This window comes from Solwaraspora sp. WMMB335 (assembly GCF_049179075.1).
Lineage (GTDB): Bacteria > Actinomycetota > Actinomycetes > Mycobacteriales > Micromonosporaceae > Micromonospora_E.
Map to the genome: position 1 here is coordinate 3263780 of NZ_JBMHMF010000001.1, position 14834 is coordinate 3278613.

The 14834-nt window shown below is 70.7% G+C and carries 13 protein-coding genes; 7 read left to right on the forward strand and 6 right to left on the reverse strand.

The window, feature by feature from the left end:
• The first annotated feature begins 64 nt into the window (after positions 1 to 64).
• A complete protein-coding gene (folP, locus tag ACN27F_RS14020) occupies positions 65 to 934 on the forward strand; it encodes a dihydropteroate synthase (RefSeq protein WP_421433848.1) in 870 nt (289 codons plus the stop codon).
• A gap of 70 nt (positions 935 to 1004) precedes the next feature.
• On the opposite strand, the gene ACN27F_RS14025 is transcribed toward folP, so the two are convergent.
• Positions 1005 to 1382 (reverse strand): NADH-quinone oxidoreductase subunit A, encoded by a 378-nt coding sequence (locus ACN27F_RS14025; RefSeq protein ID WP_421433849.1) that lies wholly within the window; start codon positions 1380 to 1382, stop codon positions 1005 to 1007.
• A gap of 179 nt (positions 1383 to 1561) precedes the next feature.
• On the opposite strand from ACN27F_RS14025, the gene ACN27F_RS14030 reads away from it, so the two are divergent.
• Positions 1562 to 3409: a 2-oxoacid:acceptor oxidoreductase subunit alpha gene (locus tag ACN27F_RS14030; RefSeq protein ID WP_421433850.1), complete on the forward strand. Its 1848-nt coding sequence runs from the start codon at positions 1562 to 1564 to the stop codon at positions 3407 to 3409.
• Positions 3402 to 4469 (forward strand): 2-oxoacid:ferredoxin oxidoreductase subunit beta, encoded by a 1068-nt coding sequence (locus ACN27F_RS14035; protein WP_421433852.1) that lies wholly within the window; start codon positions 3402 to 3404, stop codon positions 4467 to 4469. The genes ACN27F_RS14030 and ACN27F_RS14035 overlap by 8 nt, the downstream gene beginning before the upstream one ends.
• 99 nt (positions 4470 to 4568) lie before the next feature.
• Here the strand turns inward: ACN27F_RS14035 and ACN27F_RS14040 are convergent, their stop codons facing one another.
• The gene (locus ACN27F_RS14040; protein ID WP_421433854.1) at positions 4569 to 5588 is read right to left on the reverse strand and encodes a potassium channel family protein; all 1020 of its coding nucleotides are present in this window, start codon (positions 5586 to 5588) and stop codon (positions 4569 to 4571) included.
• Between the two features lie 232 nt (positions 5589 to 5820).
• On the opposite strand from ACN27F_RS14040, the gene ACN27F_RS14045 reads away from it, so the two are divergent.
• Both ACN27F_RS14045 and ACN27F_RS14050 read left to right on the forward strand, forming a co-directional pair.
• Entirely contained in the window at positions 5821 to 6081 is a 261-nt protein-coding gene (locus tag ACN27F_RS14045) for a hypothetical protein (protein WP_421433855.1), read from the forward strand.
• A 164-nt stretch (positions 6082 to 6245) separates the two neighbouring features.
• Positions 6246 to 6770, forward strand: coding sequence for a phospholipase (locus ACN27F_RS14050; protein WP_421433857.1), 525 nt, complete (start codon positions 6246 to 6248; stop codon positions 6768 to 6770).
• A 53-nt stretch (positions 6771 to 6823) separates the two neighbouring features.
• Here ACN27F_RS14050 and ACN27F_RS14055 read toward each other — a convergent pair whose 3' ends face one another.
• Both ACN27F_RS14055 and ACN27F_RS14060 read right to left on the reverse strand, forming a co-directional pair.
• Complete coding sequence (locus tag ACN27F_RS14055) at positions 6824 to 9625, reverse strand: ATP-binding protein (protein WP_421433858.1); 2802 nt, start codon at positions 9623 to 9625, stop codon at positions 6824 to 6826.
• A 122-nt stretch (positions 9626 to 9747) separates the two neighbouring features.
• Entirely contained in the window at positions 9748 to 9984 is a 237-nt protein-coding gene (locus tag ACN27F_RS14060) for an FmdB family zinc ribbon protein (protein ID WP_421433860.1), read from the reverse strand.
• Between the two features lie 56 nt (positions 9985 to 10040).
• On the opposite strand from ACN27F_RS14060, the gene ACN27F_RS14065 reads away from it, so the two are divergent.
• Both ACN27F_RS14065 and ACN27F_RS14070 read left to right on the forward strand, forming a co-directional pair.
• Positions 10041 to 11060, forward strand: coding sequence for a lytic murein transglycosylase (locus tag ACN27F_RS14065; RefSeq protein WP_421433862.1), 1020 nt, complete (start codon positions 10041 to 10043; stop codon positions 11058 to 11060).
• Between the two features lie 72 nt (positions 11061 to 11132).
• On the forward strand, positions 11133 to 12152 hold the full coding sequence (locus ACN27F_RS14070) for a GNAT family N-acetyltransferase (protein WP_421440195.1): 1020 nt from the start codon (positions 11133 to 11135) through the stop codon (positions 12150 to 12152).
• Between the two features lie 60 nt (positions 12153 to 12212).
• Here the strand turns inward: ACN27F_RS14070 and hemB are convergent, their stop codons facing one another.
• Positions 12213 to 13190, reverse strand: coding sequence for a porphobilinogen synthase (gene hemB, locus ACN27F_RS14075; protein WP_421433864.1), 978 nt, complete (start codon positions 13188 to 13190; stop codon positions 12213 to 12215).
• 54 nt (positions 13191 to 13244) lie between these two features.
• On the reverse strand, positions 13245 to 14825 hold the full coding sequence (locus ACN27F_RS14080; RefSeq protein WP_421433866.1) for a uroporphyrinogen-III synthase: 1581 nt from the start codon (positions 14823 to 14825) through the stop codon (positions 13245 to 13247).
• Between the last annotated feature and the right edge of the window lie 9 nt (positions 14826 to 14834).

Genomic DNA, 14834 nt, shown 5'->3' on the forward strand with positions numbered 1-14834 from the left:
GGCACCCGGGGCGACCCCCGCAGGGCGAGTCGTAGTGTCACTGGCCGGAGAATGGAGGCATCTGATGGCGCGCACGCTGCGGCTGGGACGTCGTACCTTCGCCGTCGGCGACCTGGCGGTGATGGCGATCGTGAACCGTACGCCGGACTCGTTCTTCGACCGTGGTGCGACCTTCGCCGCGGACGCCGCGCTGCGGGCGGCCGACCAGGCCGTCGCGGACGGCGCCGACATCATCGACATCGGCGGGGTCAAGGCCGGCCCTGGGACGACGGTCGGGGTGGCCGAGGAGATCGATCGTACGGTGGGCACGATCGCCGCGGTCCGGGCCCGGTTCCCGGACCTGGTCATCTCGATCGACACCTGGCGGGCGGAGGTGGCCAGGGAGGCGGTAGCGGCCGGGGCGGATCTGCTCAACGACACCTGGGCCGGCGCCGATCCGCACCTGGCCGAGGTCGCCGCCGCCACCGGCGCCGGCCTGATCTGCACGCACACCGGTGGCACGACACCACGTACGAGGCCGCACCGGGCGGCGTTCGACGATGTCGTCGCCGATGTCCTGGCGACGGTCACCCGGCTCGCGGACCGGGCGGTCTCGCTGGGGGTACGCCCGGACGGCATTCTGATCGACCCGGCGCACGACTTCGGCAAGAACACCCGGCACTCGCTTGAGGTGACCCGCCGGCTCGGGGAGCTGGTCGCGACCGGCTGGCCGGTGCTGGTGGCGATCTCGAACAAGGACTTCATCGGCGAGACCCTCGACCTGCCGGTCGACCAGCGGCTGGAAGGGAGCCTGGCGACGACCGCCGTCTCCGCCTGGCTGGGAGCGCGGGTCTTCCGGGCGCATCAGGTGACGGCGACCCGGCGCGCCCTCGACATGGTGGCGGCGATCCGGGGTGACCGAGCGCCCGCGGTCTCGCGCCGAGCCCTGGCCTGACACCCGCGGCCGGGCTGAACGGCCGATCTTCGACGCGCGCCGGCCGGATCAGGCGCACCGGCACGCCGGGTCAGGTCCAGCGCAGCACGTTCTTCCGCCAGGCGTACAGGATGCCGAGCGCGAGTACCGCCACGAAGATCCCCATCTCGGCGACGGTGGTCAGGCCGAACCCGACACGGTCGAAGACGACCGCCCAGGGGAAGAGAAACACCGCTTCCACAGCGAACAGGACGTAAAGAAAGGCGTACACGTAGTACCGGATCTGAGCCTGCGCCCAGTCGCCGCCGACCGGGTCGAGGCCGCACTCGTAGCTGGTCAGTTTGCCGCGTGGCGCAGCCGGCCGGGCCGGCCGCAACAGCCGGTTCGCCCCGTATGCGACGACGAAGAAGGCCCCGCTGACCACGAGCAGCAGCCCGAGTGTCGCGTACGAACCCAGGTAACCGCCCATGGCCTCGCAGCTTACCGGCAGCGAGATCCACCCTGGGTGATTCGAGTCCCACCGAACGGACCGGGACCGGTTTTCGACCCCGATCCGACGTAGGCTTTGACGAAGATGCGAGCATGGTTAGGGCAGCCTTACCGTGTGGGTGGCAGCCCTGCGAGCCGAGTACGAGGAGGTCAGCTTACGTGGCCAAGCAGGTCCGTCAACTGGATCGGGTGGTCATCCGATTCGCTGGCGACTCCGGTGACGGTATGCAGCTGACCGGCGACAGGTTCACCTCCGAGACCGCGCAACTCGGCAACGACATCTCCACCTTGCCGAACTTCCCGGCCGAGATCCGGGCGCCGGCCGGCACCCTGCCCGGGGTCTCCAGCTTCCAGGTGCACTTCGCCGACTACGACATCCTCACCCCGGGTGATTCGCCGAACGTCCTGGTCGCGATGAACCCGGCGGCGTTGAAGGCGAACATCGGCGACCTGCCGCGCGGGGCGGACATCATCGTCAACACCGACGAGTTCACCCGCCGCAACCTGACCAAGGTCGGCTACGCGGCCAACCCGATCGAGGACGGTTCCCTCGACGGGTACGCGCTGCACCCGGTGGCGTTGACCTCGATGACCATCGGCGCGCTCACCGACCTCGACGTGTCGAAGAAGGACGCCGAACGGGCGAAGAACATGTTCGCCCTGGGCCTGCTCTCGTGGATGTACTCCCGGCCGTACGAGTCGACGATCCGGTTCCTGCAGCGCAAGTTCGCCAAACGCCCGGAGTTGGTCGCGGCCAACATCGCCGCGTTCAAGGCGGGCTGGAACTTCGGCGAGACCACCGAGGATTTCGCGGTCCGCTACGAGGTCAACCCGGCCCGGATGCCGTCCGGCACGTACCGCAACATCACCGGCAACGCGGCGCTGTCCCTCGGCCTGATCGCCGCCGGGGTGCGGGCCAAACTGCCGGTGTTCCTCGGCGCGTACCCGATCACCCCGGCCTCGGACATCCTGCACGAGCTGAGCAAGCACAAGCGCTTCGGCGTGACGACCATGCAGGCCGAGGACGAGATCGCGGCGGTCGGCGCGGCGCTCGGCGCCGCCTACGGCGGGGCGCTCGGCGTGACCACCACCTCCGGCCCGGGGGTGGCGCTCAAGAGCGAGACCATCTCCCTCGCGGTCGCCCTGGAGCTGCCGCTGGTCGTCATCGACGTGCAACGGGCCGGGCCGTCCACCGGCATGCCGACCAAGACCGAACAGGCCGACCTGAACATGGCGTTGTTCGGCCGGCACGGTGAGGCTCCGGTCGCGGTCATCGCGCCCCGTTCCCCGGCCGACTGCTTCCACGCCGCGATCGAGGCGGCCCGGATCGCGCTGACCTACCGCACCCCGGTGCTGCTGCTGTCGGACAACTACGTGGCCAACGGCTCCGAGCCGTGGCTGCTGCCGGACGTCGATTCGCTGCCCGATCTGCGGGTCGAGTTCGCCACCGAGCCGAACGACCCGGACGGCAGGAGTTTCCTGCCGTACCTGCGTGACCCGCGGACGCTGGCCCGACCGTGGGCCGTTCCGGGGACCCCTGGTCTGGAACACCGCATCGGCGGTCTGGAAAAGGCCGACCGCACCGGTGACATCTCCTACGACCCGGCCAACCACGACTACATGGTGCGCACCCGGGCTGCCCGGATCGACGCGATCGAGGTACCCGACGTCGACGTGGAGGATCCGGACGGCACCGCCCGCACGCTGGTGCTCGGCTGGGGATCGACGTACGGACCGGTCGGAGCCGCCTGCCGAACGCTGCGTCAGCGCGGCCTGCCGGTGGCCCAGGCGCACCTGCGGCATCTGGCTCCGCTGCCGGCCAACCTCGGCGACGTGCTGGGCCGCTACGACCGGGTGGTGATTCCGGAGATGAACCTCGGCCAACTGGCACACGTCATCCGTGCCCGCTACCTGGTCGACGCGATCGGCTACAACAAGGTCCGTGGTCTGCCGTTCACCGCCACCGAGCTGGAGACCATGCTGGAAGAGGTCGTGAAGAATGTCTGAGCCCGCCCCCAACGGACGCTCCGGCACCGGTACGCCGGTGGCCGTCAAGCTCACCACCAAGGACTTCAAGTCCGACCAGGAGGTGCGCTGGTGCCCTGGCTGCGGCGACTACGCGATCCTCGCCGCGGTGCAGTCGTTCATGCCGGAGCTGAACATCCCCCGGGAGCGGATCGTCTTCGTCTCGGGCATCGGGTGCTCGTCCCGCTTCCCGTACTACATGAACACCTATGGGATGCACTCGATCCACGGTCGGGCACCGGCGATCGCCACCGGCCTGTCGGTGACCCGCCCGGATCTGTCCGTGTGGGTGGTGACCGGCGACGGTGACGCGCTGTCGATCGGTGGCAACCATCTGATCCACGCGCTGCGGCGCAACGTCAAGCTCAAGATCCTGCTGTTCAACAACCGGATCTACGGTCTGACCAAGGGTCAGTACTCACCCACGTCGGAGCTCGGCAAGATCACCAAATCCACCCCGGTGGGCTCGGCCGACTCCCCGTTCAACCCGCTGTCCCTGGCACTCGGGGCAGAGGCCACCTTCGTGGCCCGCACCCTCGACTCGGATCGCAAGCACCTGCAGTCGGTGCTGCGGGCCGCGGCCGAGCACGACGGTTCGGCGTTCGTCGAGATCTACCAGAACTGCAACATCTTCAACGACGGGGCGTTCGACCAGCTCAAGGAGCCGGCGACCCGGGACGATTACCTGATCCGGCTGGAGCACGGGCAACCGATCACGTTCGGTGCCGACGGCCGGTTCTGCGTGGTGCACCCGCCCGGCGGCTTCGGCCTCGAAGTCCGGGAGACCGCTGCGGTCCCGACCGAGGAGATCGTCGTGCACGACGCGCACGTCGCCGACCCGGCGTACGCGTTCGCGCTGTCCCGGCTGCCTGGCGACGACCTGCGCAACACTCCGATCGGCGTGCTTCGCAAGGTTTCCCGGCCAAGTTACGACAGTCTCATCCAGGCACAGCTGAACGAGGCCCAGGCCAGCGCCTCGGGCACCCCTGAGGAGCAGTTGGCCGGCCTGCTGCGCAGCGGCGACACCTGGTCGATCAACTGATCACGCCCGTCGACCGCGCCGCCGACGGGCACCATCGGCGTGCCACGTACGGGTCAGGTCGGGCCTGCGGCCGAGTGGTTGAGCCCAGCGAGGGGTGAGTCAGCCCAGCGAGGGTGAACTGGCCGGGGTCCGGTCGTCGCGGACGTACACGAGCAGGTCTCCGGTTTCCACCTCGACGCTGTCCGGGTCGGCGAGCGACACCACCCGGCCGCGCCGGATCAGGGCGATGACCAGGTTGTTCAGCTGTCGTGCGGAGAGTCCGACCTCGTCGCGGTTGGCCGAGCGCATGGCCAGCGCCATGCCCTGTCCCGGGGTGAGCAGATCCTCCACCACGTCGATCAACGGCGGCGCGGAGGTGGAGAGTCCGAGCAGGCGTCCGGCGGTCGCGGACGAGACGATGACGTGGTGTGCGCCGCTCTGCCGCAGCAGTGGCGCGTTCTCCGCCTCCCGGGCCGCGGCGATGATTCGCACCTTGCCGGCTGTCAACTGACGGGCGGTCAGGGTGACCAGCACCGACGCGTCGTCGCTGTCGGTCGCGATGATGACCGCCTTGGCGTTCTTGACGTGCGCCTCGTTGAGCACCGACGATCTGGTCGCCGAACCCTCGATGGCGACCAGCCCGGCGGCGGTGGCCTGGCGCAGCGCGACGCCGCTGCTCTCGACGACGACGATGTGCTGCTTGTCGAAGCCGTTCTCCAGCAGGGCGGACACCGCGCTGCGGCCCTTGGTGCCGTAGCCGCAGATGATGACGTGGTCCCTCACGTTCTTTCTCCACCGGGTCAAGCGCAGACTGGTACGGTACTGCTCCGTCAGCACCTCTAGTGTGGTGCCGACGAGGATGATCAGGAACACCACCCGCGCCGGCGTGATGATCAGGATGTTGACCAGCCGGGCGCTGTCGGTGACCGGGGCGATGTCGCCGTACCCGGTGGTAGACAGGCTGACCACCGCGTAGTAGAAGCAGTCGAGCAGCGAGACGCCGTCCCCGTTGACGTCGTGGTAACCCTCCCGGTCCGCGTAGACCACCCCGACGACGGCGAAGACCAGCGCGACAGCGGCGAACAACCGCACGCCCAACGCCCGCAACGGTCCCTGGCGTACGACGGGAAAGTGAATCACCGCCGGCTCGCCCCTGCCTGAATGTGCCCGTACACGTCCACAACATAGCTGTTTTGCGCGACCACGCCAGCGTGGCCCGGACATTATCGACGAACGTCCGGCAGGCAGGTGGATCCGTCCGGCGGCAAAGCCAATCCCGCCGTCTCAAATCTCGCTTACAGACATTGCGTCGGAACGGAGAGTCGTTGATGCTTCCCGGCGAGTCGTCCACCCGCCAGTTCCGGAGCCGCCCGTGAAGCCGTCGCGCCCGATCAACATTCCCGAGATCGCGCCCGGGACCGTCCTGCGGCTGGGCAAGGAAGATTGGCGATACGGAGGAGACAGCCTGATCCTTCAGGTGGAACAGATACGACCCGATCTGTCGGCCTACTACGACAATCAGTGGGTGTGGGCCATCGGCCAATCGCTCGGACCACGTGGCGCCCGGCTCGGTCGGGTGGTGGCACTGGTCCGGGTCGCCGCACTCCCTGGCGCGACCTGGTCGAACCCTTAAGGTGCGGTCTGCCCGCGTGGTCTGTTTACGCACTGGTCGGAGAAGATCAGGACAGCTAAAGATCGACGACAGATGATGCGATGAGACTGTGGACACGCTCGTAACCCACCGGTAACAAGTCCGCCCGATGTCGTACCACGCATCGCCCACCGGAGGTATCCGCGATGTCCCGTCGCCTGATCGCCCTGCTCACCGCCGCGTTGCTCGGTGCGCTCGCCGCCAGCGGGTTCGCCAGTGCGGCCGCCGCCGTACCGGCCGACAAACCAGCCGTGCTCGCCAGCTGGACCCAGACCAGCGCCAGCAGCTACAACGCGTGGAACTCGGCCCGAGTGAACCAGGGTGCCTGGACCGCCTACCAGTTCGACTGGTCCACCGACTACTGCTCGTCGAGCCCGGACAACCCGTTCGGCTTCGATTTCCGGCTCTCCTGCCACCGGCACGACTTCGGCTACCGCAACTACAAGGCGGCCGGCCAGTTCTCGACGAACAAGGCGCGCCTGGACAGCGCGTTCTACGAGGACCTGAAGCGGGTCTGCGCCCGGTACAGCGGCGTGTCCCAGACGACCTGCCTGAGCCTTGCCTGGACCTACTACCAGGCGGTACGGATCTTCGGTGCGCCGGTCGTCTCCGCCGCCGACCTGGAGCGCGCCGCCCGGGTGCAGGCAGCCGGGCCACGCCTGGCCAGCTGAGCGTCGCGATCCGGCCCGGGGTCGGTTGCTCACTTCGGGCCGGAGTCGGTTGCTCACTTCGGGCCGGGCGCACCGCCGTCGCCCAGCACCCCGGCCGATTCGTCGGTGAACCAGCGCGTTCCCGCCGCGAGGTCCGGGTGCTGAACGGCCAGATCCGGATGCTCCACCGCGAGCGCCATCGAGGCCGCCTCCACCAGGCTCATCCGGCTGCCCTCGGCGTAGCCGGCATCGAACGCGTCGTCGCCGATCACCGTCCGGACCTTCGCCTGCTCCTGTGCCCAGTAGCCGCCGAACATCCCGGCGGTGCTGCGCAACGCCGAACGGGTCGCCTGGGCCGCACCGAACAGCCGGGCCGCGGTCTGCGCGTCCCCGCCGAGCGCGCAGCGCACCGCCATCGCGTTCAACGTGTCGCAGGCCCGCCGGTGGAACCCGTACCGCATCCGGGAGCGCAGCGCGACCACCAGGTGATCGTGTGCGGCGACCAGGTCACCGCGGGCCAAGGCCACCAGGCCGAGCAACATGTCCACGGTCCGCCGGCCGCGCTCTGCCGGGCGGGCCGCCTCCGCCGGCCGTGCGGTGGCCAGCACCTCGGCGGCCTCGTCCAGGGCACCCCGGCGGCAGAGCAGTTCCGCAAGGCTGTAGACGGCGAAGAGCGCGTCACCGACAGCGCCGTTGGCCGAGGCCCAGCTGATCACGTCCCGACAGACCTGCTCGGCTTCGGCGAACTGACCAAGATCGATCAGCGAGGCACCTCGGCCGGCGAGCACCCGGGCGAGCAGGCCGGCATCGCCGGCCTGCCGGGCCGCTGCCTCGGCGCGGTGCGAGAAGCGCAGCTCCTCGCCGAACTCACCGTCCGCGCCGGCGTGCTGCGAGTGCATATGGTACGCGGCGGCCAGCTCAGCCTCCGGAATCACCTCACCGGTCTCGGCGATCCGCCCGTACAGCCGGAACAGCCAGAGCCGGCCCTCCCGGGCCAGTCCACGCTCGCGCCACCACTGGTCCAGGCCGCTGGCCAACTGCAGGCCACGACGCGCGCTGCCGCCGGTGGCGCTCCAGCGCAACGCCGCGCGTAACTCGTCGGCGAGCGGATCGAGCGCGTACAGCGACAGCGTGACCGGCCGGGCGTCCGGACCGAGATAGGCCCGTTGCAGGCCGTGCAGCGCCCAGGCCACGTGTCGGTCCCGGGCAGCCTGTTCCTCGCCGGCGTCGACCAGCCGCCGGGCCGCGTACGCCCGGATCGGGTCGAGCATCCGGTAACTGGTGCCGTCAGCCTCCGGCTCTGCCTGGATCATCGACTTGTCGACCAGCACCGCCAGCGGGGCGATCGGGTCGTCGGCCAACACCCATTCCACCGTGGACAGATCGACCGGGCCGGCGAAGACGGACAGCCAGCGCAACAGCCGGGCGGCCGGCTGGGACAGCGTCCGGTAGGACCACGTGACGGTCGCCTGCAGGGTGCGGTGCCGGCGGGCGGCGGAGCGGTCCAACGCCGACCGGCCCGGCGGCGACCCGTCGGGGCGCGGCGGGTCCGGTACCGCCGGCACCTCCCGGCCCGCGTCGAGTACGCCGAGCACGTCGTCGAGGCGATCGACGAGCTGCCCCACGGAGAGCACCCGCAACCGGGCCGCTGCCAGCTCGATCGCCAGCGGCAGCCCGTCCAACCGGGCCGCCACCCGGTGCAGCTGAGCCGACTCGGCCGGGCCGGGTTGTCGGCCTCCCCGGGCCGCCACGGTGCGATCCAGCAGCAGAGCGACCGCGTCACTGAGCCCGCCGGCCGGGCCCGGATCGGCGGACAGTGGCGGTATCCGCCAGACCACCTCCCCGGGCACTCCCAGCGGCTCCCGGCTGGTCGCCAGCACCCGCACCCCCCGCCCGCCGGTCAGCAACCGGGTGATCACCTGGGCGCAGGCCGCGGGCTGGGCGTCGCAGGTGTCGAGGATCAGCAGCATCTGCCGGGCGGCGGTGTACTCCACGACCGTGTCCAGGATCGGCCTGCCCGGTTCGGGCCGCAGGCCGAACACGGCCGCGACGGCGAACGCGACCAGGCCGGGATCGGTGACGGTGGCGACGTCGACGAACCAGACCCCGTCCGGGCAGCCGTCATCCGACGCGGGGCCGAGGCCGGACTCGCCGGCGGCCACGTCGACCGCCAGCCGGGTCTTGCCGGCGCCGCCCGCGCCGACGACGGTGACCAGCCGATGGGCCGACACCAGCGTGGCGAGCTCCCGCCCCTCGACCTGGCGACCGACGAAGGAGCTGATCTGGTTCGGCAGGTTGTGAGCGGGCGCGTCGGCGGTGCGCGGGCGTGGAAACTGTCGCTCCAGACCCGGCGCGATCAGCTGAAAGAGCCGCTCCCGGTCGTCGAAGCCACGCAGCCGGTGCAGGCCGAGATCCAGCAGGGAGGTGCCGGCCGGCAGCGGGTGCGCCGCGCGTGCCGTCGCCGCCGAACACAGCACCTGACCGCCGTGCGCGGCGGCGGCGATCCGGGCGGCCCGATGCACCTCCGGGCTCGCGTACTCGCCGCCGACCGGCTCGGCGTGCCCGGTATGCAAACCCATCCGCACCCGGGGCGCCGCTTCCGGAGCCGGCCAGTCGTGTGCGGCGAGGGCGCGCTGGGCCTGCTGGCAGGCGTCCAGGGCGGCAGCGGCCTCGTTGAACGCGACGAAGAACGAGTCGCCTTCGGTGAACAGCTCGGCACCGTCGCTGCCGGACAGCGTCCGGCGCACCAACCGTCGGTGTTCGCTGAGCACCGGGCGGTAGCCGGGACCGAGCAGCCGAGCAAGCCTGGTGGACCCTTCGATGTCGGTGAACATGAAGGTGACCAGGCCACTCGGCAGTGCGATCGGTGCCGACACCCGTGGAACCTCCGCCCCGCTGGGAAGTCGCGTTCATGCTGCCGCACGCCGGCAACCCGGCGCATCGCGACGACGACTGGGCTGATCGCGGCGTGTCTGGACAGGTCAGCCAGCGTGGCCGGTCAACATCCGCACCCACCACCGCAGCAGCCGCCGGCCGGTGCGCCGGCAGGTGGGCCGGCCGCGCGACCGGCCGTCGTAGCGGCACCGCGCCCGGTCAGCGCGACCGTGGACAGCAACTTGACGGTGTCGGCGTGGCCCTGCGGGCAGAGCGCCGGAGCGTCTGCCTGGTCCATCGGTCGGTTGACCTCGAACGTGTTGTCGCCGCAGGCGCGACAGCGAAACTCATACCGGGGCATGTGGATAGAGTACGGCGGGAACTGACGCTCGCGGGTGGATGGGTAATACTCGACGCATGGTCGAGGACGGGGCAGGCACGCCGACAACCCACCGGTTGCGCCCCGCCGTGCCGCCGGCCGAGCCACGACCGAAGGCCACCGCGCCGTTCACCACACCGGCGAGTCGACTGCATCCGGCCCGGTTGTTCCAGGCCGCCCGGTGGCGCCCGGTCAAGCGGGCGACACGACGCGCCGTCCGCGCGGTGACGGCCTGGTCCCGCCGGCCCACCGGCCGGTTGGTCCTACCGGGCCTGTTGCTGCTGTCGCTGATCGCCGGCAGCGGCACAGCCGGAGCCGTACTCGTCCCGGCGACCGTCGGCGGGCCTCCGGCAGGCGGGGACCCAGCGCCGACCGGGATCGCGACCACCGCCGTACCGCAGCTGCCCGGGACGAACGATCCGGACCTGCTCGACCCGACGGACGCGCCGCCGATCGGCGGGCAGCCCACCGGCACCGTCCCGACCCGACCCGCCACGGTGCTCGCCGGGTGGGCCGCGCAGACGGCGGGCCGGGTGCAGATCCCACCGGTCGCGGTCGAGGCGTACGGCTACGCCGAGCTGGTGCTGTCCAACACCACGCCGGCTTGCCGGCTGAGCTGGACCACCCTCGCGGCGATCGGCATGATCGAGTCGACCCACGGCTCGGCGAACGGATCCCGCCTCGACGTCGACGGTCGCGCGAACCCGCCGATCGTCGGGCTGCCGCTGGACGGGGCGGGAGACCGCCAGCTGATCGCCGATACCGATCGCGGGCTGCTGGACAATGACATCGTCTACGACCGGGCCGTCGGGCCGATGCAGTTCATCCCCACGACCTGGGCGGAATACGCGGTGGACGCGGACAACGACGGAGTCGCGGATCCGCAGGATATCGACGACGCGAGCCTCGCCGCCGCTAACTACTTGTGCCGAAACGGACGCGATCTGTCGACACCTACGGATTGGTGGAGTGCGATCCTGTCGTACAACAATGTCCAACCGTACGCTCAGTCGGTCTTTGACACGGCCAACGACTACGGGGTCCGCAGCCGTACTTAGCGCAATCGGTTCTGCACGATTCCGTCGCGAGCACTTTCGCAACAGGCGACTAAGCGGCAAGCTAGACGCGTGATGGTGCGCGAGTGGGACCCCCGGACCGCGTCGTCCGCCGAGATTTCGTCTCTGCTGGACTGTCTGAACCAGGTTTTCCGGACGGATCTTCCTGGCGACCCGTTGTGGCAGCCGAACTACCTACGGGAGTACCTCACCGAGACCATGCCGGGGGTACGTCGGGTCTGCTGGCTGGCCGAGGAAGCCGCCGCCGGCGGGCAGCCGGACCGGGTGGTCGGGCACGTCAACGTGCTGCTGCTCGGCGACATCGGCGTACTGGAGGTCCTGGTGCACCCGCAGGTGCGCCGCAGCGGACTCGGTCGGCGGCTGCTGGCCGTGGCCGTGCGCCGCGCGTACCACGAGGGCTTCAGCTCGGTCGGGGTCGAGGTCATCGGCGGCACCTGTGCGGTCAACTTCTACGAGTCGTTGGGCTTCGACCGGCAGTTCCGGGAGATCCGCAGCGTGCTTCGGCTGGCCGGGCTCGACTGGCCGGCCATCGAGAAGATGGCCGGGGATCTGGCGGCCGGCTACGAGGTCGAGTTCCACCCGGGCGGGCCGCCCGCCGAGCTGATCGACGCGTACGCCCGCACCAAGGCCGAGCAACGGGTGCTCGAGGACGGCGACCTGGACCTGCGGCCCAGCTCGTACGACCCGCAGCGGTTGCAGGAGAGCCTCGGCTGCCTGTACCGGCGGGGCATGAAGCCGTACATCGTGCTGGCCCGACACCCACGGACCGGTCAGGTCGCCGGGCTCACCGAGGTCGTCGTGCCGGCGCAGCACCCGAACCGGGCCGATCAGTACGACACCATCGTCGCTCAGGACCATCAGGGCCAGGGCATCGACCGGGCGGTCAAGGCACGGATGCTGCTGGAGCTGCGCTCGGCCGAGCCCCAGCTCACCGAGGTGCAGACCTGGAACGCCGAGGGCGACGAGCAGCTGATCGCGATGAACGAGGAACTCGGCTTCCAGCGGGACCGGGACTGGTGGGACTACGGTGCCGACATCCCGACGCTGCTGCACCGGCTCGGAGTGCGTAGCTGAACCGGCCCGCCTGAGGCCGACGGCGCGTCCTCGGCAAGGACCGCTGGCCGGGGCCGGCCGTCAGCGGCGCAGGGCGTGCGCGGCCTCGACCGCCCAGTAGGTCAGGATGATCTGCGCACCGGCCCGGCGGATCGACGTCAGCGTCTCCATGATCACCCGTTCCCGGTCGATCCAGCCGTTCGCCGCAGCCGCCTCGACCATCGCGTACTCGCCGGAGACCTGGTAGGCGGCGACCGGGACCTGGACGAGCTGGCGGACCGCGGCGAGCACGTCCAGATACGGCAGCGCCGGCTTGACCATGACCAGATCCGCGCCCTCGGCCACGTCCAACTCGACCTCGCGCAGCGACTCCCGTAGGTTCGCCGGATCCTGCTGGTACGTACGCCGGTCACCGACCAGCGCCGACTCGACGGCGTCGCGGAACGGGCCGTAGAACGCCGAGGCGTACTTCACGGCGTAGGCCAGCAGCGCGGTGTCGGTGTGCCCGGCCGCGTCCAGCGCCCGACGCACCACGCCGACCTGCCCGTCCATCATCCCGGACGGGCCGAGCATGTCCGCCCCGGCTTCCGCCTGGGCCACGGCCAACCGCGCGTACGCGGCGAGCGTGGCGTCGTTGTCGACCGTGCCGTCGTCGGCGAGCAGCCCGCAGTGCCCGTGTGAGGTGAACTCGTCCAGGCACAGGTCGCTCATCACCACGGTGGCGTCGCCGACTTCGGCGACCACGTCCCGGATGGCGACGTTGAGGACGCCGTCCGGGTCGACGCCGCCGGAGCCGGTGGCGTCCCGCCGCGCCGGCACCCCGAACAGCATGATCCCGCCGACTCCGGCCGCCACCGCCTCGGCGGCGGCCTTGCGCAGCGAGTCCCGGCCGTGCTGGAACACCCCGGGCAGCGACGCGACCGGTCGTGGCTCGGTCAGCCCTTCCCGGACGAACATCGGCAGCACCAACTCGGCCGGCGCCAGCCGGGTCTCCTCGACCAGCCGTCGTACCGCCGCGGTACGACGCAGCCGACGTGGCCTGATCTGCGGATAACCCATGCCCGGCCACCCCATCCTCGATCGTGCGTGGTCAGCGGACCCTGGTCGTGGTGATCAGCGGAACCGCAACGCGGTCGGGCCCTGCACCTTGGAACCGCGTCGCTGCTTGGCCGGCATGGCCACCAGTTTCTCCCGCAGCTCGACCGCGTAGCTGGCGAGCGCCTCGACCAGGTCGGGCACGGAAGCGTGCGCCGGCTGCACGTCGACCCGCAGGCCGAACTCGGTCGCGGTCTCGGCGGTCTTCGGGCCGATCACCGCGACCACCGTACGGGCGTGCGGCTTGCCCGCGATCCCGACCAGGTTGCGCACGGTCGACGAGGAGGTGAACAGCACCGCGTCGAAGCCACCGGACTTGATGGCGTCGCGGATCTCCGCCGGCGGCGGCGCGGCTCGTACCGTCCGGTAGGCGGTGACGTCGTCGACCTCCCAGCCGCGTTCGGTCAATCCGGCGGCGAGCGTCTCGGTGGCGATGTCGGCCCGGGGCAGCAGCACCCGGCCGACCGGGTCGAGAATCTCGTCGTGCGGGGAGAACTCCGCGAGCAGGCCCTCGGAGGACTGCTCGCCGGCCGGCAGCAGCTCCGGCTGGATGCCGAAGTCACGCACCGCCTTGGCGGTCGCCTCGCCGATGCAGGCGATCTTGACACCGCCGAAGTGGCGGGCATCCAGTCCGTGCTCGGCGAACTTCTCCCACACCGCCCGGACCGCGTTGACCGAGGTGAAGACCACCCAGGCATAGCGACCGTCGACCAGACCCTTGACCGCCCGCTCCATCTGCGCCGGGGTCCGTGGTGGTTCGACCGCGATGGTCGGCACCTCGCACGGGATGGCACCGTACGCGCGCAGTTGTGCGCTCATCACCCCGGCCTGCTCCTTGGTCCGTGGCACGAGCACCTTCCAGCCGTACAGCGGCCGGTTCTCCCACCAGCTGAGCTTGTCCCGCTCGGCGACGCCGGCACCGAGGGTGAGCACCACCCGGCCGGTGAACCCGAGCGCCGCCGCCACGAAGCTATCCACAGTAGAGGTGGTGGTGTACTGTGTCTCACCGGTGCCGTCGCCGGTGACCGCGACCGAGGTCGCACCGTCGACCCCGGCGGCCAGCAGTCCGTCGCGGACGGTCGCCAGCTCGCCGGCGTCGACCGCGAGGGCGAGGGATCCGCGGCCGACCGCTGCGGCGAGCGCGTCGAAGTCGAGGCCACCCGTGTCGTCGACATCGGCCACCGTACGGATGCCGGGCAGCGGCACGCCCGCGTAGCTCGCCACTCCCTCGGCCTGGCTGACGCCCGGCACCACCTCGAACGGCACCGCGGTACGGGCCACCGCCTGGACCTCGGTCACCACCGCGTGATGGCCGAACGGATCACCGGCGACCAGGCGGACCGCCGCCTGACCGGATCGGGCCGCGGAGATCAACACCTTGGCCACGTCGCCGGGCACGCCTTCGGCCGGGCTCAACTGGGCGTCCGCCTTGGCCTGGGCGCGGATCACGGCCAGCAGGGCTTCCGGGACACCCCGGTCGTACACCACCTGGTCGGCCTCGACCAGGGCGTCGTGCGCCCGGCGGGTCAGCAGGCCGGGGTCGCCGGGGCCAGCCCCCACGAAGGCGATGTGGCCTGCGAGCTTACGGGTGCGGGTCATCTATGCTCC